The sequence below is a fragment of the Streptomyces sp. NBC_00203 genome, assembly GCF_045206325.1.
Taxonomy (GTDB): Bacteria; Actinomycetota; Actinomycetes; order Streptomycetales; family Streptomycetaceae; genus Streptomyces; species Streptomyces lutosisoli.
The window spans coordinates 6,469,529-6,494,358 of record NZ_CP108126.1 but is presented as its reverse complement, the minus strand read 5'-3'; the positions used below and the strand labels follow the sequence as shown (position 1 = coordinate 6,494,358).

The 24,830-nt window shown below is 69.9% G+C and carries 20 protein-coding genes; 5 read left to right on the top strand and 15 right to left on the bottom strand.

The genetic code is table 11. The features are described 5' to 3' along the window. The first annotated feature begins 2 nt into the window (after positions 1-2). The 3 genes from OG975_RS29190 to OG975_RS29180 all read left to right on the top strand — a co-directional run bounded on the left by OG975_RS29190 (position 3) and on the right by OG975_RS29180 (position 2,358). Positions 3-671 carry an MOSC domain-containing protein gene (locus tag OG975_RS29190; RefSeq protein WP_406332343.1) on the top strand — a complete coding sequence of 223 codons (669 nt, stop codon included), beginning with the start codon at positions 3-5 and terminating at the stop codon, positions 669-671. A gap of 97 nt (positions 672-768) precedes the next feature. Then, complete coding sequence (locus tag OG975_RS29185; protein WP_327431057.1) at positions 769-1,542, top strand: SDR family oxidoreductase; 774 nt, start codon at positions 769-771, stop codon at positions 1,540-1,542. Between the two features lie 108 nt (positions 1,543-1,650). Then, on the top strand, positions 1,651-2,358 hold the full coding sequence (locus tag OG975_RS29180) for an ester cyclase (protein ID WP_406332341.1): 708 nt from the start codon (positions 1,651-1,653) through the stop codon (positions 2,356-2,358). Positions 2,359-2,520: 162 nt separating this feature from the next. Here OG975_RS29180 and groL read toward each other — a convergent pair whose 3' ends face one another. The 4 genes from groL to OG975_RS29160 all read right to left on the bottom strand — a co-directional run bounded on the left by groL (position 2,521) and on the right by OG975_RS29160 (position 6,577). Next, the gene (gene groL / locus OG975_RS29175; protein ID WP_406332340.1) at positions 2,521-4,149 is read right to left on the bottom strand and encodes a chaperonin GroEL; all 1,629 of its coding nucleotides are present in this window, start codon (positions 4,147-4,149) and stop codon (positions 2,521-2,523) included. Between the two features lie 119 nt (positions 4,150-4,268). Continuing rightward, positions 4,269-4,577, bottom strand: coding sequence for a co-chaperone GroES (gene groES, locus OG975_RS29170; RefSeq protein ID WP_077796719.1), 309 nt, complete (start codon positions 4,575-4,577; stop codon positions 4,269-4,271). Between the two features lie 360 nt (positions 4,578-4,937). Beyond that, a complete protein-coding gene (locus OG975_RS29165) occupies positions 4,938-5,696 on the bottom strand; it encodes a polysaccharide deacetylase family protein (protein WP_406332339.1) in 759 nt (252 codons plus the stop codon). Continuing rightward, positions 5,693-6,577, bottom strand: a complete 885-nt coding sequence (locus OG975_RS29160) for a polysaccharide deacetylase family protein (RefSeq protein ID WP_406332338.1) — start codon at positions 6,575-6,577, stop codon at positions 5,693-5,695. The genes OG975_RS29165 and OG975_RS29160 overlap by 4 nt, the downstream gene beginning before the upstream one ends. A gap of 132 nt (positions 6,578-6,709) precedes the next feature. Here OG975_RS29160 and OG975_RS29155 point away from each other — a divergent pair, with 132 nt between their 5' ends. Then, positions 6,710-7,903, top strand: coding sequence for a THUMP-like domain-containing protein (locus OG975_RS29155; protein WP_406332337.1), 1,194 nt, complete (start codon positions 6,710-6,712; stop codon positions 7,901-7,903). Positions 7,904-7,977: 74 nt separating this feature from the next. Here the strand turns inward: OG975_RS29155 and OG975_RS29150 are convergent, their stop codons facing one another. The 3 genes from OG975_RS29150 to OG975_RS29140 form a co-directional block, all read right to left on the bottom strand. Further along, on the bottom strand, positions 7,978-9,306 hold the full coding sequence (locus tag OG975_RS29150; protein ID WP_406332336.1) for an RNA polymerase sigma factor: 1,329 nt from the start codon (positions 9,304-9,306) through the stop codon (positions 7,978-7,980). A gap of 45 nt (positions 9,307-9,351) precedes the next feature. Beyond that, a complete protein-coding gene (locus OG975_RS29145; RefSeq protein ID WP_406332335.1) occupies positions 9,352-9,708 on the bottom strand; it encodes a YciI family protein in 357 nt (118 codons plus the stop codon). A gap of 156 nt (positions 9,709-9,864) precedes the next feature. Continuing rightward, positions 9,865-13,128, bottom strand: coding sequence for an NACHT domain-containing protein (locus OG975_RS29140; protein WP_406332334.1), 3,264 nt, complete (start codon positions 13,126-13,128; stop codon positions 9,865-9,867). A 361-nt stretch (positions 13,129-13,489) separates the two neighbouring features. Here OG975_RS29140 and OG975_RS29135 point away from each other — a divergent pair, with 361 nt between their 5' ends. After that, positions 13,490-14,779 carry a hypothetical protein gene (locus OG975_RS29135; protein WP_406332333.1) on the top strand — a complete coding sequence of 430 codons (1,290 nt, stop codon included), beginning with the start codon at positions 13,490-13,492 and terminating at the stop codon, positions 14,777-14,779. 31 nt (positions 14,780-14,810) lie between these two features. On the opposite strand, the gene OG975_RS29130 is transcribed toward OG975_RS29135, so the two are convergent. From OG975_RS29130 to OG975_RS29095, 8 genes are all read right to left on the bottom strand, one after another. Then, on the bottom strand, positions 14,811-15,233 hold the full coding sequence (locus OG975_RS29130) for an FG-GAP repeat protein (RefSeq protein ID WP_406332332.1): 423 nt from the start codon (positions 15,231-15,233) through the stop codon (positions 14,811-14,813). Between the two features lie 164 nt (positions 15,234-15,397). Beyond that, complete coding sequence (locus tag OG975_RS29125) at positions 15,398-16,465, bottom strand: LCP family protein (protein WP_406332331.1); 1,068 nt, start codon at positions 16,463-16,465, stop codon at positions 15,398-15,400. 85 nt (positions 16,466-16,550) lie between these two features. Further along, positions 16,551-17,957, bottom strand: coding sequence for an endo-1,4-beta-xylanase (locus OG975_RS29120; protein ID WP_406332330.1), 1,407 nt, complete (start codon positions 17,955-17,957; stop codon positions 16,551-16,553). A gap of 108 nt (positions 17,958-18,065) precedes the next feature. Next, on the bottom strand, positions 18,066-19,103 hold the full coding sequence (locus OG975_RS29115; protein ID WP_406332329.1) for a LacI family DNA-binding transcriptional regulator: 1,038 nt from the start codon (positions 19,101-19,103) through the stop codon (positions 18,066-18,068). Between the two features lie 97 nt (positions 19,104-19,200). Continuing rightward, the gene (locus OG975_RS29110) at positions 19,201-21,426 is read right to left on the bottom strand and encodes a glycoside hydrolase family 3 N-terminal domain-containing protein (protein WP_406332328.1); all 2,226 of its coding nucleotides are present in this window, start codon (positions 21,424-21,426) and stop codon (positions 19,201-19,203) included. A gap of 56 nt (positions 21,427-21,482) precedes the next feature. Then, positions 21,483-22,358: a carbohydrate ABC transporter permease gene (locus OG975_RS29105; RefSeq protein WP_406332327.1), complete on the bottom strand. Its 876-nt coding sequence runs from the start codon at positions 22,356-22,358 to the stop codon at positions 21,483-21,485. Further along, a complete protein-coding gene (locus OG975_RS29100; protein ID WP_406332326.1) occupies positions 22,355-23,386 on the bottom strand; it encodes a carbohydrate ABC transporter permease in 1,032 nt (343 codons plus the stop codon). Before OG975_RS29100 ends, OG975_RS29105 begins: the two co-directional genes overlap by 4 nt. Before the next feature lie 9 nt (positions 23,387-23,395). Further along, positions 23,396-24,706 carry an extracellular solute-binding protein gene (locus OG975_RS29095; protein WP_406332325.1) on the bottom strand — a complete coding sequence of 437 codons (1,311 nt, stop codon included), beginning with the start codon at positions 24,704-24,706 and terminating at the stop codon, positions 23,396-23,398. Positions 24,707-24,830 lie beyond the last annotated feature (124 nt).

The following is a 24,830-nucleotide window of genomic DNA, read 5'->3' as shown; positions in this document are numbered from 1 at the left end:
TCATGAAGCTTCTGTCGCTGAATCTGGGCCGTGCGCGGGCCGTCGAGTACACGGACCAGCCGGAGGGCGTGACCGGCATCGACAAGCAGCCCGTGGACGGGCCCGTCCGGGTGACCGCGCCCGGGCCCAAGGGGGTCGGCGCGAGCGGCCTCGCCGGGGACGCGGTGTGCGACATGCGGCATCACGGCGGGGACCACCAGGCCGTGTACGCGGTGGCGCGCGAGGACCTCGACGACTGGGAGCGCGAGCTCGGCCGCACGCTGCCGAACGGCGTGTTCGGCGAGAACCTCACGACGCAGGGGCTCGATGTGTCCGGCGCGCGGATCGGCGAGCGCTGGCGCGTCGGCTCCGAGGTCGTCCTGGAGGTCACCTGCGGGCGCATCCCCTGCCTCACCTTCCAGGGGCACGTCGGGGAGAGGGGCTGGGTGAAGCGCTTCACCCAGAAGGGCGCGCCCGGCGCGTATCTGCGGGTGGTCGAGCCCGGCGAGATCCGCTCCGGCGACCCGATCGAGATCGTGCACCGGCCTGGTCACGACGTCACGGTCGCCCTCCAGTTCCGCGCCGTCACGACCGAACGGGAGCTGCTGCCAAGGCTGTTGGCGGCGGCCGAGGCGCTGCATCCGGAGTCGCTGGAGACGGCGGAGAAGTACGTGGCGAAGTACGCGGGCTAGGCCCCTGAAAACCAGGGTGCGCGGAACTCGTGGAGCTTGGCCGGGCGTTGGGTGGCGGGGGGCGCCGGACGCCTGGCCAGGTCACTAACCTTGCGCCATGACAACGGCTCTGATTACGGGATCGACCGCGGGAATCGGCGCGGCCTTCGCGCGGCGTCTGGCGGCTGATGGGCACAACCTCGTCCTGGTGGCGCGCGATACGAAGCGACTGCGCGAGCAGGCCACCGAACTGCACGACCGGCACGGCATCGAGGCGGAGGTGCTGACGGCGGATCTGGCGACCGACGACGGCATCGAAGCGGTGGCCGGGCGACTGGGCGACCGCAAGAACCCCGTCGACCTGCTGGTCAACAACGCGGGCTTCGGCAACAAGGGCCGCTACCTCGACGTATCGATGGCCGACGAGCTGAAGATGCTCAAGGTGCACTGCGAGGCGGTGCTCCGGCTGACGTCGGCGGCGACCGAGTCGATGCGGGAGCGCGGCCGGGGCGGGGTCGTCAATGTCGCGTCGGTGGCCGCGTTCGTGCCACGGGGTACGTACGGGGCGTCCAAGGCGTGGGTCGTGCAGTTCACGCAGGGCGCGGCCAGGGATCTGGCGGGCAGCGGCGTACGGCTGATGGCGCTGGCCCCCGGTTTCGTGCGCACCGAGTTCCACCAGCGGGCCGGGATGGGCACGGACAACATCCCGAACTGGATGTGGCTCGACGCGGACAAGCTGGTCGCGGCGGCGCTCGCGGATCTGGCCCGCGGCAAGTCGCTGTCGATCCCCGACCCGCGCTACAAGGCACTGATGGGTGTGGTGAAGCTGGCCCCGCGGTCGCTGCTGGGCGGGATCACGTCGAAGACGGGGCGGAAGTACGGCCCTCAGTGACGGTGGACGTACGGCTCTGAGAAAGGGCCGCCGTTCAATAGGTGGTGTCGTCCCTCCGGTGGGAAAATGAGGGTGTTCAACCGGACCCAGGGGGCCGGAGGTGGCGCCATGACATTCGTACAGCTCATCGACTGCAAGACCAGCCGGTTCGACGAGATGAACCAGCTGATGGACACATGGGTCGAACAGACCAAGGGCAAGCGGACCGCGACGCACAACGTGATCGGCAAGGACCGGTCCGACGCGACCCACTACATAGAGATCGTGGAGTTCCCGTCGTACGAAGACGCGATGCTGAACTCGAATCTTCCCGAGACGGACCGGATCTTCCAGGAGATGGTGGCTCTCTGCGACGAGATGCCGACATTCACGGACCTGGACGTGGTCCGCGACGAGCAGTTGTACTCGGCCAACATCCGCAAGTTCTTCGAGACGATAGCTCTCAAGGGTGAGCTGTCACCGCTCAACGACCTGATCGCGGAGAACTACCACGACCACGATCCCGCCAACGAGCAGGACACCATCGGGCTCGACGCGATACGGCGCGAGATCGGGATGTGGCGGGGCGCGTTCGACTTCACGTTCACCATCGACGACCAGGTCACCGAGGCCGATCGCGTCTGCACGCGCTGGACCTGGAACGGCACCCACACGGGCGACTTCCGCGGGATCGCGGCGACCGGCAAGCAGGTCACCATGACCGGCACGACCGTCTTCCGGTGCCAGGACGACGGCAAGATCGCCGAGGGCTGGTGGCAGTACGACCAGCTGGGGCTGATGGGCCAGCTCGGCGTTCTGGACCAGCTTGAACTCTGACGGACCCCAGTGACTCCGCCGGACTCCGGAAACTCTGACGGACTCAGAAACTCCGACGGACTCAGGCGACTCCGCAGCACGAAGGCCCGGCTCCCCCACCAGGGGGACCGGGCCTTCGGTATCAGCTACGAGCTGTCAGCAGCGAGCTGTCAGCTACGAACCTCAGTGGGAGTGGCCGTGACCGTGGCCGTGACCGGCCTCGGCCTCTTCCTCGGCCGGCTTCTCGACGACCAGGGTCTCGGTCGTGAGGAGCAGGGAGGCGATGGAGGCGGCGTTCTCCAGGGCGGAGCGGGTGACCTTGACCGGGTCGATGACGCCGGCCTTGACCAGGTCGCCGTACTCGCCGGTGGCGGCGTTGAAGCCCTGGCCCTTGTCGAGCTCGGCGACCTTGGAGGTGATGACGTAACCCTCCAGGCCGGCGTTCTCGGCGATCCAGCGCAGCGGCTCGACGGCGGCCTTGCGGACCACCGCGACACCCGTGGCCTCGTCGCCGGTCTTGCCGAGGTTGCCCTCGAGGACCTTGACGGCGTGGACGAGCGCGGAGCCACCACCGGAGACGATGCCCTCCTCGACCGCGGCGCGGGTCGCGGAGATGGCGTCCTCCAGACGGTGCTTCTTCTCCTTGAGCTCCACCTCGGTGGCGGCGCCGACCTTGATCACGCACACGCCGCCGGCCAGCTTCGCGAGGCGCTCCTGGAGCTTCTCGCGGTCCCAGTCGGAGTCGGTGTTCTCGATCTCGGCCTTGATCTGGTTGACGCGGCCGAGGACGGCCTCGTGGTCGCCGCCACCGTCGACGACCGTGGTGTCGTCCTTGGTGACGGTCACGCGGCGGGCGGTGCCCAGCACGTCCAGGCCGACCTGGTCGAGCTTGAGGCCGACCTCCTCGGCGATGACCTGACCGCCGGTGAGGGTGGCGAGGTCGCCCAGCATCGCCTTGCGGCGGTCACCGAAGCCGGGGGCCTTCACGGCGACGGCGTTGAACGTGCCGCGGATCTTGTTCACGACCAGGGTCGACAGGGCCTCGCCCTCGACGTCCTCGGCGATGATCAGCAGCGGCTTGGAGGCGTTGGACTGGATGACCTTCTCCAGCAGCGGCAGCAGGTCCTGGATGGAGCTGATCTTGCCCTGGTGGATGAGGATGTACGGGTCGTCGAGGACGGCTTCCATACGCTCCTGGTCGGAGACCATGTACGGCGACAGGTAGCCCTTGTCGAAGGCCATGCCCTCGGTGAAGTCCAGCTCCAGACCGAAGGTGTTGGACTCCTCGACGGTGATGACACCGTCCTTGCCGACCTTGTCCATCGCCTCGGCGATGAGCTCGCCGACCTGCGGGTCCTGGGCGGACAGACCGGCGACGGCGGCGATGTCGGCCTTGTCGTCGATCGGGCGGGCGGTCGCGAGGAGCTCGTCCGACACGGCCTTGACGGCGGCGTCGATGCCCTTCTTCAGGGCGGCCGGGGAGGCACCCGCGGCGACGTTGCGCAGGCCCTCGCGGACGAGCGCCTGGGCCAGCACGGTGGCGGTGGTCGTACCGTCACCCGCGATGTCGTTGGTCTTGGTCGCCACCTCCTTCACCAGCTGGGCGCCGAGGTTCTCGTACGGGTCGTCGAGCTCGACCTCGCGGGCGATGGTGACGCCGTCGTTGGTGATGGTGGGAGCGCCGAACTTCTTGTCGATGACGACGTTGCGGCCCTTGGGGCCGATCGTCACCTTGACCGTGTCGGCAAGCTTGTTGACGCCGCGCTCGAGGGCGCGACGGGCGTCCTCGTCGAACTTCAGGATCTTCGCCATGGGAGCGATTCAGCCCTCTCGAAACTCTGGAAAACTGGGGAGAACGAACTGCGCCCCCAGCACCCGGCTTCTTAGGTCGCGGGGGCCAGGGGCGCAGTTCATTGCAAAACTGAGGTGAATTACTTCTCGATGATCGCGAGCACGTCGCGAGCCGAGAGGACGAGGTACTCCTCGCCGTTGTACTTCACCTCGGTGCCGCCGTACTTGCTGTACAGCACGACGTCGCCGACGGTGACGTCGAGCGGAAGACGGTTACCGTCCTCGAAACGGCCCGGGCCCACGGCAAGGACGACGCCCTCCTGGGGCTTCTCCTTCGCGGTGTCCGGGATGACCAGGCCAGAGGCCGTGGTCTGCTCGGCGTCGAGCGGCTGGACCACAATGCGGTCCTCGAGCGGCTTGATGGCAACCTTGGAGCTGGCGGTCGTCACGATCCGACCTCCCCCTTCGGAGATCTCACGGGGTTAACTGTCTGAGGTGGCGACCAGGTCGATCCGTCGTCGCGGGTGCCGGACCTGCCCGTCGCTATTGGCACTCTCCAGTGGGGAGTGCCAGACCTGAGACTATGACTGCGATTAGCACTCGGTCAAGCGGAGTGCCAAAGGCCTCCGGCGTGGCGTGGGGTTCTGGGAGCCGTGCGTGGGTGTGGGCGTGCCCTGGGGGCTGCGCCCCCAGACCCCCCTTATCGGCCTGAACGGCCTTGTCCTCAAACGCCGGACGGGCTGAATAGTGCTGGCCCGCGCTGAAGTGACACCGGCCGCGCTGAAGTATCGGCAGCCGTCCTCACATAGCTACAGATAGCTCTCCAGGCGTGCCGGGGTGAAGCCCTCCGCCTGGATGCGCTTGAGGAGCCTGAGTGTCGCGTCCGTGAGGTTGGGTTCTCTGAAGCCGGAGAGGATGTCGCCGGGCCGCAGCGGGTGGGCGTCGGCCGGGCGGCCGAGGACGACCGCCGCGACCCCGCAGTCGGCGGCGGCACGAAGGGTGGTGGTGTCGTAGGTGCCGTACGGGGGACGCAGCAGCCGGGGCCGGATGCCGAAGCGCTGTTTGAGCTTGTCCTGCTGGCCGCAGATCTCGGCGCGCTGGCCGGCGTAGGGCAGGCCGCGCAGGGAGGCGTGGTCGAGGGTGTGGTTCTGCACGCTGGCGCCGACCTCGCCCAGCTGCGCGAAGTGCCCGTACCCCGGCCCGACGACACTGTTCGTGAGGAACATGCTGACCGGCAGCCGCAGTTCACGGACCATGTCGACGAACCGGGGATCGCGTTCGGCACCGTCGTCGTAGGTGAGGAAGACGACCTTGTCGCGGGTCCGGACGTGGTCCACGACGGGCGGCAGCCCCGGGCCCGCGGTGCGCGCGGTGGTCCTGGCGGGTGGTTTCGGCGGCCGGGCGAGCGGGGCGGCGAGCCCCCAGCGGCGGTACGCCGACGGGTGCGGCCGTACCTTCTGCGCCGCCTTCTTGCCCAGCCGTTCGATCGGGTCGACGGACTGGGCGCAGCCGGTGAGCAGCGCGGCCGCGAGCAGCCCGGCGGCCAGGGCGCGCACCCGGTGCCTCACAGGTAGTCCTCCAGGCGGGCCACCGCGTACCCCTTGGCCGTCACTTTCTTCATGAAGCGGCGGACCATGTCGGGCATGGTGCCCTTCCAGTCGTTCCGGCCCCTGAAATGGCTGAGGACGATGTCGCCGGGGTGCAGGTCGCGGTCCCACTCGCGGTACTCCCAGTGGTCGACGAAGACTTCCTCGTCCCAGATTGGCGCGTACTTGATGCCGCAGGCCTTCGCGGCGCGCAGGGTGTCCCCGTTGTAGTTGCCGTACGGGGGCCGGAAGACCGTCGGGCGCCTGCCGAACTGCTTCCTCATCACGCGCTGCATGCCGCAGATCTCGTCCTTCTGCTCCGCGTAGGAGAGTCCGGGCAGGTAGGGGTGGGTCAGCGTGTGGTTGTTGAGGGTGATGCCCCGGTCGCGCATCTTGCGGAAGTACCGGTAGTTGTCCTTGACCAGGTAGTTGCTGAGGAACGCGGTGTACGGGATCTTCAGCTCGCTCATCATCCGCAGGAACCGCGGGTCCTTCTCCGCGCCGTCGTCGATGGTGAGGAATACGACCCTGTTCTTGGTGGGGATGGTCGTGAAGACCGGGGGCAGCCCCAGCTCCTCCTGGCCGTCGACCTCGAACCCCTTGCGCGCCTTGATCACCGGCTTCCTGGCGGGTGCGGGCGGGGCCGTCAGCGGCGTCTCGGCCAGCCCCCAGCGCTTGGCCGCGGCGACCCGCTGGGCCTGCGCGAGGCGGAGCTTGGAGGCGTACGCGTCGAGGGCGCGGGCGGGGGGTGCCTTCAGCGGCTGCTGACCATGGGCCGGCCACACACCGCCGGAGCCGTCTTCCGCACAGCCGGAGACGACGGCGGTGAGGGCGAGCAGGGCGATTCCACCGCGAAGACCCATCCACTTCGCCCCATTTTTATAATTTTGTCGCACTGGTCGCATGATGCGGGATCCTCCCAGGCCATGGCCCCTGCGGGGCCCCGACACCGCGGCCGGAAGCGCGCCGTCCACCGACTGGCCCACAATGGCCCGGTGAACGACGTCTCCTTCGCCTCCCTCCTCACCCCCGAGGGCCGCGCCCTGCTCGACGAGGTGCGCGGCACCGAACCGGCACAGGAGCTGGCCGTCGCCACCCGGCTGCGCCGCGAGCACCCGGCCGAGCTGGTCTCGGCGGCGCTCGGACAGGCGCGGCTGCGGCAGCGGGCGGTGGCGAAGTTCGGGGCCGAGGACGCGGAGCGGATGTACTTCACCCCGAACGGGGTCGAGCAGTCGACCCGTACGACGGTCGCGACGCACCGCGCGAGGCGATTCGAGGAGCTGGGCGTCCGCTCGGTCGCCGACCTCTGCTGCGGCATCGGCGGCGACGCGATCGCGCTGGCCCGCGCCGGGATCCGCGTCCTCGCCGTCGACCGCGACCCGCTGACCGCGGTGGTCGCCCGCGCGAACGCCGACGCCCTCGGCCTCGCCGACCTCATCGAGGTGCGCGAGGCGGATGTCACCGAGGTGGACACGGCGCCGTACGACGCGGTCTTCGTGGACCCCGCGCGGCGCGGCGGACGTGGCCGGATCTTCGACCCGGAGGCGTACTCGCCGCCACTGTCCTGGGCGATCGGGACGGCGCTCGCGGCACCCCTGGCCGCCCTGAAGATCGCCCCCGGCATCCCCCACGAGGCGATCCCCGCCGAGGCGGAGGCCGAGTGGATCTCCGACAGCGGCGACGTGAAGGAGGCCGTGCTGTGGTTCGGCACGGAGCCGGGCCTGGTGCGGGCCACACTGCTGCCGGGCCCGCGGGTGCTGCGCGGGCGGGGGCTGCCGGATCCCGCCGTGCGACCGGTCGGACGTTATCTGTACGAGCCCGACGGCGCCGCAATTCGCGCGCATCTGGTCGCGGAGGTGGCCGAGGAGCTGGGGGGCGGGCTGGTCGACGAGACGATCGCGTACGTCACCGCGGACGAGCTACGGCCGACGCCGTATGCCACCGCGTACGAGATCACCGACCAACTGCCCTTCGGTGTGAAGAAGTTGAAGGCGCTGCTGCGGGAGCGGGGGGTCGGCGTGCTGACGGTGAAGAAGCGGGGGTCGGCCGTCGAGCCGGAGGAGCTGCGGCGGAAGGTGAAGCCCCAGGGGCCGCATGCGGCGACCGTGTTCCTGACGCGGGTGGCGGGTGCCCCGACCATGCTGGTGGGGGCGCCCGCCACGCCGTCTACTGGGGGTGGACCGTCTTGAGGCGCCCTCGTCGGTGCTCGCCGTGATCGGGTAGGAGGAGTACGACGACGGCCACTTGGAGAAGTGGGCGTGGCTCAGCCGCACTCCCGGGCCCGGGCGAGCAGCAGTGCCCGCTCGCGCTCGTTCCGCGCCAGCGAGGCCGCGCGTGCGAACTCCGCCCGCGCCTCCGCCGTACGCCCCAGCCGGGCCAGCAGGTCCCCGCGCACGCTGGGCAGCAAGTGGTAGTCGCGCAGGGCGGGTTCGGTGGCGAGACCGTCGACGAGGGCGAGGGCGGGTTCCGGGCCTTCCGCCATCGAGACGGCGACCGCGCGGTTCAGCTCGACGACCGGGGAAGGGGAGCGGGCCGCCAGCAGCCCGTACAGGGTGGCGATCTGCGCCCAGTCCGTGTCCTCGTACGCGTACGCCTGCGCGTGGCACGCGGCGATGGCGGCCTGGAGGGCGTACGGGCCGGGGCCTGCCGTGGCGACGGCGTTGGAGCGGCCCAGCGCGGCGAAGCCCCGGCGGATGAGCAGGCGGTTCCAGCGGCGGCGGTTCTGGTCCTTGAGGAGCACCGGTTCGCCCAAGGGGCCGGTGCGGGCGGCCGCGCGGGACTCCTGGAGCTCCAACAGGGCGGCCAGCCCGTGCACTTCGGGCTCCTTGGGCATCAACTCGGCGAGCACCCGGGCCAGTCGCAGCGCGTCCTCGCACAGGGCGGGGCGCAGCAGGTCGTCGCCCGCGGTGGCGGCGTAACCCTCGTTGAAGATCAGGTAGATGACTTCGAGGACCGACCCGAGCCGGGCTTCGCGCTCCGGGCCGTACGGGACCTCGAAGGCGACCCCCTTCGTCGCCAGCGTCCGCTTGGCGCGCACGATGCGCTGGGCGATCGTCGCCTCGGGGGCGAGGAAGGCGCGGGCGATCTCGGGGGTGGTCAGGCCGCCCAGCAGCCGCAGGGTGAGCGCGATGCGGGCCTCGGCGGACAGAACGGGGTGGCAGGCGGTGAAGACGAGCCGCAGCAGGTCGTCGTCGATGTCGTCCGGGTCGGCGGGCTCCTCGAACGGGGTGGTCGTGTCCAGGTCCCGCCCGATCTCCTCCAGCTTGCGCGCGTACCGTTCCCGGCGGCGTACGAGGTCGATCGCGCGGTGCTTGGCGGTGGCCATCAGCCAGGCACCCGGGTTCTCCGGCACGCCATCCCGCGGCCACTGCTCAAGCGCCGCGACCAGGGCGTCCTGCGCGAGCTCCTCGGCGATACCGACGTCACGGACGATCCTGGCGACGCCGGCGATGATGCGGGGCGACTCGATGCGGAAGATCGTCTCGACGGCGTCGCCGGTGCCGGAGGTGGTGGCATCGGCCGCGGTGGCCTCGGCCGGGTCGGTACCGGCCAGGTCGGCGTCGGCCGGGGTGACGGTGGGCTGTGGTTCCACAACCCACCATCAGACACCCGCCGGGCCGTGAGGCCAAGCCGCGACTCAGCCCTCCGCGATCTCCCGCACCTCGCAGGTCACCGTCCAGTGCTCCTCGTGCACCTTCAGGAACCGCTTGGTCCACTCGATGGCCTCGGCCATGTCCTTGCACTGCATGAGCGCGTAGCCGCCGACGACCTCCTTGGACTCGGTGAAGGGCCCGTCGGTGACGGACAGCTGCCCGGCCTCCCAGTGCACCCGCTTGCCCTGGGCGGACGGCGTCAGCCCGTCGGTGGCGAGCATGACGCCCGCCTTGGTGATCTCCTCGAGCAGCTCGCCCATCCGCTGCATGAGCTCGGGGCTGGGGCCCTCGGCGGGGGCGGTGGCCTCGTCGATCTGGACCAGCGACAGGTAGCGCGGCATGGTGACTCCTCGTGTTTCGTGTGTCTCGTGTGTTCCGGAGGCGGGGCTTCTTCCTGCCTCTCACCCATGCGTCGATCGGGAGACGCTGCTTTCGACACTGTCTCCGGAATTCTTTGAGATTTCTTCCGCGGAGTGCGGGCGAAGTACCTCACAAGGTCACGACAGGTCGTCGATCTTCCACAGGCGTACGGTGCCGTCGGCTCCGGCGGTGGCCAGTCGGCGTCCGTCCTGGCTGAAGTCCATGGCCAGGACCGAGTCGTCGTGGCCGGTCAGCTTCCTTCCCTTGTACGGGTCGGAGGTCCCGCCGGTGTGCCAGAGCTGTACGTCTCCCCCGTAGAAGTCGGCGACGGCCAGGAGCCGTCCGGTCGGATGGAACACCCCGGTCCGCGCCGCCCCCAGCTGGAAGGGCCGGGTGCCCCAGCCGCCGGGACGGCGCCGCCACAGCTCTCCTCCCTTGGGGCCGAACAGGGCGAGGCTGTCGTCGGAGCGGCTGACGGCGAGACCGGCGCCGTAATCGTGGTTGAACAAGAAGTCGTCGCTGACTTTCCAGAGATCCGACTTCAGCGGCAGGGCCTCGGGCTTCCCGAACCCTGGCGCCGGACTCCGCCAGATCCCGCCCCTGTCATCCATGAGCGCCAGACTGCCGTTCGTGAAGAAGTCCAGCGCCGTGACTTGCCTGCTGCCACGGCCGACATTGTCTAAGACATCATCCAAGTCGACTGTCGTGAAAAAGGTGTACGTGCCTTCGGGGGATTTCTTCCACACCCCCGTCCACGACGATTCGCCGCAGGCCAGATAGTGCCGCGCGCGGTGGAAGGCCACGATGTCGAACGAGAAATCCCCGCTGAGACTGTCTTGGACGAGCTTGCTGCCCGTTGACCTGGCACGGTGCGGATCTCGGATTTCCGCCCCTCCCTGACTGCCCATCACAAGGAGGCTGCCGTCCGTGGGGAATGCCAGCGCGTACCCGCCGACAGAGTTTTCGGGTAACGCCTCACGCACAACTTCCGGCGGCTGGTCGGTGTGCCCGCTCCAGCGCCACACCGACCGGTCTCCGACCAGATAGGCGAGTTCACGGCCTCGCCCCGGCTCCATCGCCACCCGCAGGACCGCCCGGCGCTTCGGCTCCGCAAGTACCTCGACGCTTTCGTCCCTGCGCCCGCTGATCGCCTTCGCCGAGCCCGCGAGCGCCACCCCGACTCCCGCCGCCAGCACCACCCGCCGACGCACGGCCCGCCGCGCCGCCGCCCGCACCTGCTGCTCGTCGGCGTACGTCGGCTCCCCCGCCAGCGTCTCCTGCAGCCGGATGTGCCGGAACTGGTAGACCCCGCCCGACTGTCGCAGCAGCTCACGCCGCCGGGCGTCGGCAAGGAACGCCATCAGCCGCCACGGCAGCCTGCCGCGTGCCGCGAGGTAGACCCTGGCCACGAGGAAGCGGGGCCAGGCCCGGCCCATGAGGACGAGCAGGGCGACGAACGTCCCCGGGAGCAGCATGGCGATCCCCACCTCCGAGCCCCAGTTGCCGAACGTTCCCGACAACTCATCCCAGCGGTCCGCGGCGAGCTCCCCGGCGGCGTTGCGGGCCGGCCAACCCGACCAGTGGGTGAGCACGCGCAGCAGGAGGTCCCCGGACACCACCCCCGCGTACCAGCCGAGCAGGCCCAGCAGCCCGACCACGAGACCGGCGACCGCAGCACTGAGCAGCGACGAACGACGGTCCTGTGCCAGTGAGTTCACGGGGCTGACCTGCGTCGCGCGCAGCGGGGGCGCGTCCAGCCAGTTGCGCGCCGCGAGTGCCAGCCCCACGACGACGGCGAGTGCGGCCGAGGTGGTGACCGCCTCGACGTACAGCTCGGTGGCCCTGGGCATCCCGCGCCCGCCGGGGGTGTCGATGACGCGTTTGGCGGTGAAGCCGAGGAGCAGGGGGACCACGGACACCAGCGCCAGCAGCGCCCCGCTGCGGAACCCGCTCAGCAGCCGCACCGTAGACCCGCGCAACGACCAGGTGAGCCGGCCGGGCGGTCGGGCTCCGGAGGTGTACCAGACAAGGGAGTTGAAGAGAGCGAAGGCGCCGCCGACGCACAGGGTCACGACGATGGCGGTACTTCTGTCGTCCGGCTGGATGCTCTGGGTCGCCGACATCCACACGACGGCGGCCAGCACGAGCACGACACCGAGCCCGAGTCCCGTGACCGGGCCCGCCCACGGCGACAGCAGCCGACCGCTCATCAGCCACCAGGCCAGATCCCGTTCCCGCCGGTCGTGCAGATAGCAGGCCAGGAACGTCAGCCAGCGCCGGGCCTGTTCAGCGGTCCATGGATCTCGCGCCGCCTCCTCCTCCGTCAGGTGCGGGTCCGGCGCGTACGCCGCGTCGACCAGCCCATGCGTGAGGTGGTCCTCCACCGCGTACGTGCAGTCGAAGCGGTCACGGTCCAGCAGCTCCCCCGGCTGCCCGCCGCCTCTTTGATAGACGAGCCGTGCCGACGTCACCATGAGCGGCGTCGACAGCGCGGCCGCGACCGGACTGTCCGGCTCCGCGCGCAGTCGGGCGAAGACGGGTTCCCAGTCGACGTCCGCCGGCCAGTCCACCTCCCTCAGATACCCGACGACGTCCTCGGGTGGCAGCGGCGAGACCTCCACCACCGCGGCCCTGCGCAGAGTCGGCGCGCCTCCACGGATCAGGTCCTCGTACTCCGTGGCACGGCAGGTCACCACGATGGGGCGCTCGCCGCCGATCGCCTGGTTGATGCCGCGGATGGCACTGCGTCGCGCGGACTCGGGAATCTCATCGAGGGCGTCGAGGACGGGCAGCAGCAGCCCGTGCGCGAGAAGCGCGCGCGGGATCTCCGCGCGGCCGTTGTAGTACGGCTGCGCCAGGGTGCGGACGATCCAGTCGTCCAGCCGTTCACGCACCGGGTCCCAGGAAGAGACCGGCAGGAGCACCGGGGCGGGCCCGCCGGGCTCCCGGACGCCGAGGAGGCCGAGCGTGAGCAGGATCGCCAGGACGGTCTTGCCCGAGCCCGGCTCGCCGATGGCGACCAGACGGCGGTTGGGAACCTGGGCGTAGCCTGCGGCGAGTCGACTGATCACCTCGTCGAAGCGGCCGTCCAGCCGGCCGTCCAGGCGGATGCGCAGCACCCTGGCGTTCGCCGCTCCGGCCCCGGGCGTGTCGACGACGTCCCTGCTCGTCGTCGTCCACGTGAGCGGCAGCACCCGCGGGTCCCGCAACTGCCGTGCCTGCGCCTCCTCCAGCCACTGTTCGCGGAGCCGGAGGGCGAGGTCGTCGGCGAGGGCGGCCGGGTCGGGGCGGGGTGGCTCCTGGCGGAAGAAGTCCAGCAGCGCGAGGAGCAGCGAAGCGATCCCGACGAACAGCCCGCAGACCGTGGCCAGATTCCCGACCACCGACCTGTCCAGCAGCATCCACACCGCGGTACCGACGCACACCACCGCCACAGCGGCAAGGATCGAGCGGCGCACCACACGGCGCCGTGAGTCTCGTGAGGGCCCTGAAAGCACTCCGGCATGGTGCCCGGCCGAATCACCCCGAACCGCGCCGCACACCCTCGCTCCCCCGTCGTGCGCTGTGTGATTCGTGAAACGCCTGTGCGGGCAGGCGAGTTGGGATGTCACCCTCTTCCTTTATCTTCATGATCTTCATGTCACCAAGAGCAAGGGGAGCGTTCATGCGCAGGCACAGCAGGGCGACGGGGGTCGCGGTGACGGGGTTGGCGGTCGCGGCGGTGCTCAGTGGCTGTGACTCCTCGGCGGGTCCGGCACCGGTGTGGAGGGCGACGGGAAGGGGAGCGGGGGAGGAAAGGCCGCCGCCGCGCCCGAGTTGAAGGTGCCCGCCGGGTTCGACGCCGGCAAGGGCTGGGCCGTCAAGGAGTCGGAGGGGCTGACGTCGCCGGTCGTCGCGCCGGGCGGTGACGTCGTGCTGTTCGTACGGCAGGACAGCGACGCGAACACCGCCACCGTGGTCGCCCGCGATCTGGCGACCGGTGCCGTGCGCTGGAGCGGCACGCCGTGGAAGATGCCGGTGTCGGACGGCGGCGGCATCAACTCCGCCGCGCTCTCGGTGACCAGCGAGAACGGGAAGGCGTACGCGGTCCTCGACGCGTACGGCACCAGCGGGGACGACGGGGTGAACAAGGCCACGGCGGTGGCCCGGACCGCCGCCTACGCGGTCGACTCGTCCGGCGACGCGGTGGTGCCGGTGAAGGAGTCCGAGGTCGAGGGGGCCACGCGGCTGGGCGCCATGCAGGACGACGGCACCATGGTTTTCGGGACCAACCCGGATCCCACGGCCGTCGATGTGGTCTCCGGTGCGGTGACGGCGTACCCGGACACCAAGCTCAAGGCCCCCACCGACGCCAAGGGCTGCTACGAGGGCTTCTCCAACTGTGACGTCAATCCCGAGCTCGTCGCCGTCACGCCGTACGGGCCCCTCGTGAACGGCGTCTTCACCTACTGGCGGGGCGGCGACGGCGGTTGGTACAGCGAGAACGACCGGCCCGCCGGGGTCAGCACGGACAGCGACGCGGAGGCGGTCGTCAGGCTGTACGCGGGCGGCAGGACCCTCTCCACCTGGGAGACCAAGGGACAGCCCGGTTCGGCCGGCGAGCTGCTGTGGACCGTGCAGGACACCAAGTCCGGGGCGCTGGAGGCGTCGGTCACCTGCGAGAACCGTTACGACGGCAACGACGCGCAGAACAAGAATCCGTACCGGCTGTCCGCCAACGGCCAGTACCTCGTCAATGACGTCGTCGCCTTCGACCTGAAGGCCAAGAAGGGCTACTGCGTGGGGGCGAGCGCCGCGCGCAACCGCATCCCGCTGGCCTCCGTCGACAACACGGGCACGGCGTACGGCTTCGCCACGAAGACCGACAGCGTCGGCTCGGTCACCCTCACCGCGGCGAGCCTCTCGCTCACCACCGGCAAGGCCTCGCCGCTGCCCAAGGGCACCCTCGTCCCGGCCCAGATCGGCGCGGACGCGGCGTTGTTCGACGACTCCAGCTATGCGGACGGGCAGCTCCCGGACGGATACACCGCGGTGTTCGTACCGCGGAGCTGAGGAGGCCCGGGACCACCCGCCCCCACATCCGTTACCCGATCTCGAAGCCGAACTGCGCCTTCGTGTAGGGCGCCCCGATCGTCTTCCCGCCGAACACGAGCGCCGCGTCCGGCACGATCCCGGTCGGGCGGCCGCGCAGCGACCAGACCGCGCCGTTGCCGTTGTTCTCGCTCGAGCCGCTCGCGGCCAGGTCGGCGTAGCCGTTGCCGTTGATGTCGAGCAGCTGGAGGCCGTAGCCGAAGTCGTCGCCGGCCTCGTTCGTGCCGGGGATGCCGACGGTGTTCTGGCTGATGAACTGGGCGCCGGTGGCGGTGAGGCCGGAGCGGCTGCCGTGCAGGAGGGTGACGGCGCCGGCGCACTGGGCCTCGCCCAGGCTCTCGCAGGGGGCGGCGGTGGCGGCGGCCGCACCGTCGGCCGTGCCCAGCGAGCCGACCCCCAGGGCGACAAGGCCCACCGCCAGCGGTCCTGCCCAACGAGCACGCGAACGCAGGGAAAATATCGGAGAACCCTCCCATTACGGCTACATGGTCACCGCACGAGACTCTCCGGCTCAGGGTTTGGTTGTATCGAAGTCAGGTTCACGGACGCCGAGTTCACGCAAGCTCGGTTCACGGACGCTCACTTCAGCGAGGCCCACAGATCGCTCGCCTCCGGCTCGTTCGCCACCACCCGGTTGGGGTCCGAGGGCGCCGTCACCACCGGCATCATGACCGTCTTGACCTCGTCGGACGACAGCCCCTTGAGGCTCTGGCCGAGCTTCATCAGCTCGCCCAGCGAGTCCAGGCCCGTATCGGTCGTGAGGCTTCCGGTCACCGCGTCCGCGACCTTGTACAGCTTGGTGGGATTGGTGAGGAGATCCGTCGAGGAGATCTGCTTCAACAGCGCCTTCACCAGCTTCTGTTGGAGACCTATGCGCCCCAGGTCGCTGCCGTCGCCTATGCCGTGGCGGGTGCGGGCCAGCGCCAGCGCCTTGGTGCCGTTCAGGTGGTGTTCGCCGGCCTTCAGGTGCAGATGGCTCTTGTCGTCGTCGATGTCCTCGTCCGTGGTGACGGTGACGCCGCCGAGCGCGTCGACGAGCTTCGCGAAACCGGAGAAGTCGATCTCGATGTAGTGGTCCATACGGACGTTGGTCATCGATTCGACCGTCTTCACCGCGCAGACCGGACCGCCCACCGAATAGGCGCTGTTGAACATCGCGTTGTACGCCACCGATGTCGTCCCGCCCGACGACGTGGGGCACGACGGGCGGTTCACCAGGGTGTCCCGGGGAATGCTCACCACGGTCGCCTTGGTGCGGCCCTCGTCGATGTGGACGACCATCGCCGTGTCCGAGCGGGCGCCGGAGCTGTTGCCGCCGCCGAGCTTGGCGTTCGCCTTGCCGCTGCGGGAGTCGGAGCCGAGGACGAGGATGTTCACGGCGCCGCTGGGCAGCGGAGCGGCGGAGGCCGAGGCGGACGCGGTCGGTGTCGTCACCGACTTCGCCGGACGGTCGTCGCCGAGCGCGCTGTTGATGTCGACGCTCTTGATGTTGTGGTTCAGATGCCAGTACGCCCAGCCCGCCCCCGCGGCGGAGAGGACGAGGGCGCCGGCGAGCACGACGCCGGCGGCCTTCAGCAGGCCGGACCGCCGGCCGCCGCGTCTCGCGGCGCCCTCTTTGTCATCCCCGTGCTCGTCTTCAGAAGTCACGCGGAGGAACGTAAGTCCGAATTATTACGAGCAGGAACCACTTCTCGGGTTTCCTTCGGAAAATCTCACACTTCTCAGGCGGACCTCAGCCCAGCGTCACTGTCGGCACCGGATTGCTGCCGCTCCATGACGCGTTGAACCCGAACGTCACCGATCCGCCGTCCGCGACCGTCCCGTTGTAGGAGGCGTTGACGCAGCTCACGGCCGCACCCGATGGTGTACAGGTCGCGTTCCAGGCCTGCGTGATCTGCTGGCCCGCGCCATAGGTCCAGCTCACCTTCCACGACGACAGCGCGGCCCCGGAGCAGGCGATCTTCACCTGGCCCGTGAACCCGGTGTTCCACTGGTTCGTGACGCTGTACGTCGCCGTGCACGCGCCCGTCGTCGGAGGGGTGGTCGTCCCGCCGAGCGAGGTCGCGATCGCGTAGTACGCCGGTTTCGGCGCGTAGTTCTCGTCGTACGGTGTCGCCGCGCCGTATCCCGAGAAGACGTCCGGGATCCAGGAGTCGGAGTCCGTGAAGCCCCAGACGGTGACGCCGTAGCACCGGGACACGGCCACGCACGCGTCGAACACGGCCTTGTAGTCGGCGGCCTGCTGCGCCAGCTTCGTGCTGTCGGACGGGAGTTGCATCCGGATGTCCAGCTCGGTGATCGCGACGTCGACGCCGAGGTCGGCGAAGCGCTGGATGTTCTGCTGGAGCGTGGACGGCACCTGGCCGAGGATGAGGTGGGCCTGGAGGCCGACCCCGTCGATGGGGACGCCGCGGTCCTTCAGCGACTTGACCAGGTTGTAGAGGGCGGTGCTCTTCGCGTTGACGCCCTCGACGTTGTAGTCGTTGATGTAGAGCTTGGCGCTCGGGTCGGCCGCGTGGGCCCAGGTCAGGGCGTTGGCGATGTAGTCGGCGCCGAGGCCGTTGTACCAGAGGGTCGAGCGGTAGGTGCCGTCCTCGTTGAAGGGCTCGTTGACCACGTCCCAGGCGGCCAGCTTGCCTTTGTAGCGGGTGACTTCGGTGGTGATGTGGTCCTGGAGCAGGGTGCTCAGTTCGGCGGACGTCCAGGTGCCGTTCGTCAGCCAGCTCGGGTTCTGGCTGTGCCAGACCAGGGTGTGGCCGCGCACCTGCTGGTTGTGGGCCTGTGCGAAGGCGACGATCTGGTCGGCCTCGGCCCAGTTGAAGGTGCCCCGGGTGGGCTCGACGGAGCCCCATTTCATGGCGTTGCCCGGGGTCAGCGAGTTGAACTGGGCCCCGGCGATGTCGCCGTACGTCCCGGTGAGCTTGGAGCCGGTGACGGCGGTGCCGATGACCTTGCCCTTGGCGGCGGCGAGGTCGCGGAGCGGGGTGTCCGCGGCGTGCGCCGTCGTCCCGGCCGCGAGCAGGGCGCCCACGGCCGCGGCGCCGGTGAGCAGGGCGGTGAGGCGCGAGCGTAACGAGGTTCTGGGGGTTCGCGGGCGTAACGAGGTTCCGGGAGTTCTGGGGGTTCTGGAGGTTCTCATTGCGGGTGCCTCCGAAAGTTTCGGTCGTGCAACCGATTGACTTCGGAGCAGTGTGGGACCGCTCCCACGCCTCGTCAAGACATCCGTCACGGCCGTATCCCCACGCCCCTACGCCGGCGGCGCGCCGGTGCTGCTGCGCACCACGAGGCTTGTGGCCAGTTCTACTCTTGTCGCCGCCGACGCCCCCTGCTCACGCCCCAGTTCGAGCACCAGCCGTGCCGCCGCCTCCGCCATCTCAGTGAGCGGCTGCCGTACGGTCGTCAGCGGCGGCCCGACCCAGCGCGCCACCGGCAGATCGTCGAACCCGACGACGCTGAGGTCCTCGGGAACGCGCAGCCCCAGCTCGCGCGCGGCCTCGTACAGGCCGAGCGCCTGGAGGTCGTTGCCCGCGAAGACGGCGGTGGGCCGGTCGGGCATGCGCAGCAGTTCGAGCCCCGCCCGGTATCCGCTCTCGTGGTGGAAGTTGCCCGGCCGGATCAGCGCCGGGTCGACCGGCAGCCCCGCCGTCTCCAGCGCGGCGCGATAGCCGTCGACCCGGGCACGGCTGCACATCATCCGCGAAGGCCCGCTGATCGCGCCGATCCGGGTGTGCCCCAGCTCGACGAGATGGCGGGTCGCGGCCAGCCCTCCGTGCCAGTTGGTGGCGCCGATCGACGGCACGTCGTCGCCGGGGTCGCCGGCCGGGTCCATCACCACGAACGGGATGGACCTGCTGGTCAGCAGCGCCCGTCCGGACTCGTCGAGCCCGGACAGCACGAGGATCACCCCGTACGGGCGGCGCGCGGCGACCTGGTCGGCCCAGGTGCGGCCGGGGGTCAGCCGCCCCGCGCTCTCGGAGAGGACCACGCTCAGCCCCTCGTCCCGGGCGACGTTCTCGACGCCCCGGATCACCTCCATCGCCCAGGCGCTCTCCAGCTCATGGAAGACCAGGTCGATGAGGGGTGACCGGGTCGCCTCGGCCCTGCGCCGCCGGTAGCCGTACGAGCGCAGCAGCTCCTCGACGCGGGTGCGGGTCGCCGGGGCCACGTCGGCGCGGCCGTTGAGCACCTTCGAAACAGTCGGAGCCGATACGCCGGCCTCGCGGGCGATCTCGGCGAGCGTCGCGGTCTGCGTCGACCGTGCGGTCAGCGGCTTCGAGGGGTTCATGAGCGCGATCGTAGCCTCGCGCACCGTCGCGTCGAACCCCCTTTTGACGCCATACACCTCCCGGAAATTTCGACCGGCGGTGCGAAAGGTTCGACCCTCACTTCACCCGCACCTCGCATCGCATCCGCCGCCCGGGCCCCACCACCCGCTCGGGCCCGGTCAGCGTCACCGGCACCGCGTACCGCACGTCGCCGTCGGCACTGGAGACCGCCAACCGCAGTTCCAGCGCCCCCGGTTCGACGATCCGGTCGCCGTCGGGTCCGGTGTACGCGGCCAGGTCCGCCGGGACCGTGAAGTGCGCCTCCGCCGACGCCCCCGCCTCCAGCGGCACCCGCGCGTAGCCGATCAGCCGGGCCACCGGTCGCGCCACCTTGCCGACCGGGTCGTGCAGATAGAGCTGGACGACCTCCGTACCGGCCCGCTCCCCCGTGTTGCGGACGGTCAGCCGCAGCGTCGTCTCGCCGTCCGTCGCGAACGCGGCGTCGTCGACCGTCGGCTCCTGCCAGGCGTACGACGTGTAGGACAGCCCGTGCCCGAACGGGAACAACGGCGTCGGGTCGAGGGTGCTCGCCCCGCCGCGCTGCCCGAGCGGCGGGGCGAGATACGTCCACGGCTGTCCGGCGGGGTCGCGCGGCACGCTCACCGGAAGCCGCCCCGACGGGTTGACCCGCCCCGACAGGATCCCGGCCAGCGCGGGCCCGCCCTCCTGGCCGGCGAAGAACGCCTGCACCACCGCCGCGCACCGGTCCGCCCAGCGCCCGAGCGCGTAGGGGCGCCCGGAGAGCAGCACCAGCACGACCGGCGTCCCGGAGGCCAGCGCCTTGTCCACCAACTCCGCCTGTCCGTCGGGCAGTTCGAGGTCGGCCGCGTCGCAGCCCTCGCCCGACGTGCCGCGTCCGAACAGCCCCGAGCGGTCGCCGACCGCGACCACGCACACGTCCGCCGCCACCGGATCGTCCGTGAACTCCGTGTCCGGCAGCTCCGTGCGCAGCGCCTCGAGCAGCGTCGGCACGGCGACCCCCGTCTCCACCTCGGGGTGGTCCAGGAGGACATGGCGCGGGAAGGTGTAGCAGCCGAGCATGGCCGCCGGGTCGTCGGCGAGCGGACCGAGTACGGCGATCCGCCGCACCCCGGGCGCCAGCGGCAACGTACCGCCGTTGGCCAGCAGGACCACCGACTCCTCCGCCAACTGCCGTGCCAGCTCCCGCATATGGGGCGGATCGAGATCTACGGGAGCCTCGGCGGCGGGCGGCGCCCAGTGGGGGTCCAGCAGCCCCAGCTCGCACTTCTGCGTCAGCACGCGCAGCGCGGCCCGGTCGACGAACTCCTCGTCGAGGGGCCCGGCGCCGTAGCAGCGCACCGCCGGGAGCTCCACGTCCACGCCCGCCGCGAGCGCGAGCGCGGCCGCCCCCGCCGGGGAGTCGGTGAGCCCGTGCGCCGACTCCAGGAAGGACACCCCGAAGTAGTCGGCGACGACCGTGCCGGTGAACTCCCATTCGTCCCGTAGGAGTTGAGTGAGGAGCCGGGGATGGGCGTGGGCGGGCAGCCCGTCGAGGTCGTTGTACGCCGCCATCACCGAGCGGGCGCCGCCCTCCCGTACGGCCATCTCGAACGGCGGCAGGATGACGTCCGCCAGTTCGCGCGGGCCGAGCGAGGCGGGCGCGTGGTTGCGGGCGCCGCGCGAGGCCGAGTACCCGGCGAAGTGCTTGAGCGTGGCGACGATGCCCGCCGACTCCAGGCCCTGCACATAGGCGGTGCCGACGGTCGCCACGAGGTAGGGGTCCTCGCCGATCGACTCCTCCGTGCGGCCCCAGCGGGGATCCCGTACGACGTCGAGGACGGGGGCCAGTCCCTGGTGGATGCCGACCGAGCGCATCGAGGCGCCGATCGCCGACGCCATCTCCTTCACCAGGGCCGGGTCGAAGCTCGCGCCCCAGGCGAGCGGCGTCGGGAAGATGGTCGCCTGCCAGGCCGTGAAGCCGGTGAGGCACTCCTCGTGGGCGAGGGCGGGCAGCCGGAAGCGGTTGGCGGAGCGGACGCGTTCCTGGAGGGAGGCGAGGCGGGCGGCGCCCTCGGCGGGGTCGACCGGCGCGGTGCCGAAGGGGCGGGTCAACTGGCCGAGGCCGTGCGGGAGCAGCGCGGTCAGGTCGATGTCCTCGGACAGGGCGTGCTGGAGCGGCGCCATGTCACCGCCCGGGGTCTCGTTCGAGCCGGGCCAGACGCTGTAGAGCTGGGCGATCTTCTCCTGCGGGGTCATCCGGGCGAGCAGATCGGCGGCGCGGACGCCTGCGGGCAGAGCGGGGTCCTGCCAGGGGTGGATCATGTAACTCCTCACATCTGTAAGGGAATCCGGGGCATCGGTGGTGCCCCTGGTGCCGCTCAGCCCTTCGTCGCGCCGAGCGTGATGCCGCCGATCAGCTGTCGTTCGGCCACCGCGTAGAAGGCCAGGGCGGGGGCCATGGCGAGCACCAGATAGGCGAAGATGCGGGCCACGTCGGAGGCGTACTGGCCCTGGAACTGCTGGATGCCGACAGGGACCGTCCACCAGGTGGGTTCGCTGAAGACCAGCAGCGGCAGCAGGAAGTTGTTCCAACTGCCCACGATGGCGAGGACGGAGACCGTGCCGAGCGCCGGGCGGGCCAGCGGCAGCAGGATGCGCCAGAAGAAACCGAAGGAGGAGCAGCCGTCGAGGGTCGCCGCTTCCTCCAGCTCGCCGGGGATCTCCCGGAAGAAGCCGCGCAGGATGACGATCGTCATGGGCAGCCCGAAGGCCGCCTGCGGCAGGATCACGCCCCACGGGTTGTCGAGCAGCCCGAAGGTGCGCAGCAGGATGAACAGCGGCAGGATCGCCACCGCGAACGGGAACATCAGCCCCATGGTGAAGACGGTGAACAGCAACTCCCGTCCCCGGAAGGCGAATCGGGCGAGCGCGTAGGCGGCGAGCGCCGACGCCCCGACCGTCAGGACGGCCGTCGCCACCGCGATCACGGTGCTGCTGCCGACGGCCCGCCAGAAGGAGCCCGAGCCGAGCAGTGACGTGTAGTTCGAGGTCACCCACGGGTCCGGCAGCCCGAAGGTGTTGCTGGAGAGCTGCTCGGTCGACTTGAAACCGGAGATGAGGGCGTACAGCAGCGGCGTCACCATGACCGCGGCGACCACCCAGAGGATCACGTATACGGGCAGGGTGCGCAGCCGCCGACGGCGTACGACGCTCTTGGGGACGCTCTGCGACGGGACACTCGGCGACGCGCTCATCGGTTGGCTCGCATGCTGGTGATGGCTCCTTCGGTGTCGCGGCGCAGCACGAAACGCTGGTAGGCGAGGGCGAAGACGAGGCTGATCAGGAACATCGCCACGCTGATGGCGCTGGCGTAGCCCATCTGGTAGCGCTTGAAGCCGTACTGGAACATGCTGATGACCATGGTTTCGGAGTGATGGTCGGGCCCGCCCGTGGAGATCACCCACACCAGGTCGAAGAGCTGGATGGCACCGATCACGGACAGGAACACACTGATCCGCAGCGTCGGCGCGAGCAGCGGCAGCGTGATGTGCCGGAAGCGCTGCCAGGCGCCGGCTCCGTCGATGCGCGCCGCCTCGTGCAGTTCGGCCGGGATGCCCTGGAGTCCGGCCAGGTAGAGCATCATGTGGAAGCCGAAGTACTTCCAGGTCATGACGAGGAAGAGGGTCGGCAGGACGGTGTTCTGTCCCGCGAACCAGAGTCCGCCCACGCCGTCGAGTCCCACCGCGCCGAGGACCTTGTCGGCGAGACCGTCGTCCGGCGCGAAGATCATGCTGAACAGCACGCCGGTGATGACCTCGGACAGCACATACGGCGCGAAGAACAGCATCCGGTAGACGGCCCGGCCGCGCAGCCGCTGGTTGAGCAGCACGGCCATGGCCAGCGCGAACGGTAGCTGGAGGACGATCGAGAAGGCGACCAGCAGAAGGCCGCGCCACAGGTCGCCGAGGAACACCGGGTCGTCCAGGAGCCGGGTGTAGTTGGCGAAGCCCACGGAGTCCGAAGGCGACCCGAACCCGCCCCAGTTGAAGAAGCTGATGTAGAACGCGTAGCCCATCGGGACGAGCACGAGCAGCCCGAACAGGACGAGCGCCGGGACCGTGAAGACGAAGGCCCCGAACCAGTCGCGTACGCGGCGCGCGGTGGAACGGCGGGCCGCCGGGCCGGATGAACCGGCCGCTGGGCCGCGAGACTTGCCGACGCCCGGCGCGGACGTCGATGCCGCCGAACTCGTCGAAGTCGTCGATGTCGTCGAGTGCGTCATCGGCGGCCGCTAGCTCTTCTCGCTCTTCGCGACCGACGTGACCGAACGGGCGACCTGTTCGGGCGACTTGGAGCCCGCGATGAGTGCGGCGACGCTGTCGTTGATCTCCTGGCCGACGGCGGGGGCGTACGCCTGGTCGAGGTAGAGCTGGAAGCCGGTGGCCGTGTTCAGCGCGTCGGACACGGCGGTGAGGTTGGGGTCGGTCAGGGCCGAGCGCACGTCCTTGGACACCGGTATCAGGCCGGTCTCCTTGACGAGCTTCGCGGCGAACTCCTTCTCGGCGAAGAACTTCAGGAACTCCACCGCCGCGTCCGGCGCGCCCTTGCGCACCGCGTGGCCGCCGCCCCCGCCGAACACCTCGGTGAGCGCGCCCTTTCCGCCCTCCACGGAGGGGAAGGAGAAGAAGCCGAGGTCGTCGCCGAGCCCCTTCCCCGAGTCCTTCTCGACGATCGGCGCCCATTGGCCCATCAGCTCCATGGCCGCCTTGCCGTTGCCCATCGCGGCCGCCTCGCCGTTGGGCGTGGAGTAGGCCGCACCGAGAAACCCTTTCTGGAAGGGTTCGAGGGCGACGAGGTCCTTGAGATGCTGACCGGCCGTGACGAACCCTTCGCCGGTGAAGTCGGCGTCGGTGGCGGCCTTCTGCATCGCGTCGAGCCCGGCGACACGCATCGACAGATACGCCCAGTAGTACATGCCGGGCCACTTCTCCTTGCCGGCCAGGGCGATGGGCGTGATGCCCGCGCTCTTGAGCGCCTTGATGGCGTCGAGGTAGCCGGCCCAAGTCGTGGGCGGGGTGTCGATCCCGGCCTTCTTGAAGAGCGCCTTGTTGTACCAGAAACCGACCATGCCGATGTCGAACGGAACCGCGTACAACTTCTTGTCGAACTGGTAGGCCGTCAGCGTGGCGGGCACGTAGTCCTTCGTCCAGGAGGAGACCTTGTCCGTCAGGTCCTCGACCAGGCCCGCGTCGATCTGCTGCTTGAGGACGCCGCCGCCCCAGGTGTGAAAGATGTCCGGCAGCTTCCCCGAGGCGATCTGCGCGGTCATCTTCGACTTGTACGCCTCGTTCTCCAACGTGACGATCTTGATCTTCACGTCGGGGTGCGCGGCCTCGAACTCCTTGGCGCGCTGAGCCCACAGCTTCTTCGCGGGCTGGGTGGTGGTGATGTTCCACCACTCGACGGTGGTCTTGCCCGAGCTGTTCCCACTGCCGGACGAGCCGCACGCGCTCAGGGCTGCCGCGCCGAGGCCGGTGGCCGCGGTCGCCGCCAGGAACCTCCGGCGGTTGAGGGGGGTGTAGGTGTTGCCCAACGCTCGCATCGCGCGCACCTTCCGGAAGAGGGCCGAAAATTATCGGTGGAGTGCGCTCGGAAATTACGGGTGTGCGTCGGGTATGTCAACGCTCCTGACAAATATCGGTGGTTCGTTGACTGCGGGTGGGTGG

Bases quoted from the DNA above. Each gene is read 5' to 3' on its own strand.
- OG975_RS29110 (WP_406332328.1), bottom strand. From the start codon at position 21,426: ATGATCCACCCCTGGCAGGACCCCGCTCTGCCCGCAGGCGTCCGCGCC.
- OG975_RS29140 (WP_406332334.1), bottom strand. From the start codon at position 13,128: ATGCTGCTGGACAGGTCGGTGGTCGGGAATCTGGCCACGGTCTGCGGG.
- OG975_RS29095 (WP_406332325.1), bottom strand. From the start codon at position 24,706: ATGCGAGCGTTGGGCAACACCTACACCCCCCTCAACCGCCGGAGGTTC.
- groL (WP_406332340.1), bottom strand. From the start codon at position 4,149: ATGGCGAAGATCCTGAAGTTCGACGAGGACGCCCGTCGCGCCCTCGAG.
- OG975_RS29115 (WP_406332329.1), bottom strand. From the start codon at position 19,103: ATGAACCCCTCGAAGCCGCTGACCGCACGGTCGACGCAGACCGCGACG.
- OG975_RS29185 (WP_327431057.1), top strand. From the start codon at position 769: ATGACAACGGCTCTGATTACGGGATCGACCGCGGGAATCGGCGCGGCC.
- OG975_RS29190 (WP_406332343.1), top strand. From the start codon at position 3: ATGAAGCTTCTGTCGCTGAATCTGGGCCGTGCGCGGGCCGTCGAGTAC.
- OG975_RS29105 (WP_406332327.1), bottom strand. From the start codon at position 22,358: ATGAGCGCGTCGCCGAGTGTCCCGTCGCAGAGCGTCCCCAAGAGCGTC.
- OG975_RS29120 (WP_406332330.1), bottom strand. From the start codon at position 17,957: ATGAGAACCTCCAGAACCCCCAGAACTCCCGGAACCTCGTTACGCCCG.
- OG975_RS29160 (WP_406332338.1), bottom strand. From the start codon at position 6,577: ATGGGTCTTCGCGGTGGAATCGCCCTGCTCGCCCTCACCGCCGTCGTC.
- OG975_RS29145 (WP_406332335.1), bottom strand. From the start codon at position 9,708: ATGCCGCGCTACCTGTCGCTGGTCCAGATCGACGAGGCCACCGCCCCC.
- OG975_RS29180 (WP_406332341.1), top strand. From the start codon at position 1,651: ATGACATTCGTACAGCTCATCGACTGCAAGACCAGCCGGTTCGACGAG.
- OG975_RS29100 (WP_406332326.1), bottom strand. From the start codon at position 23,386: ATGACGCACTCGACGACATCGACGACTTCGACGAGTTCGGCGGCATCG.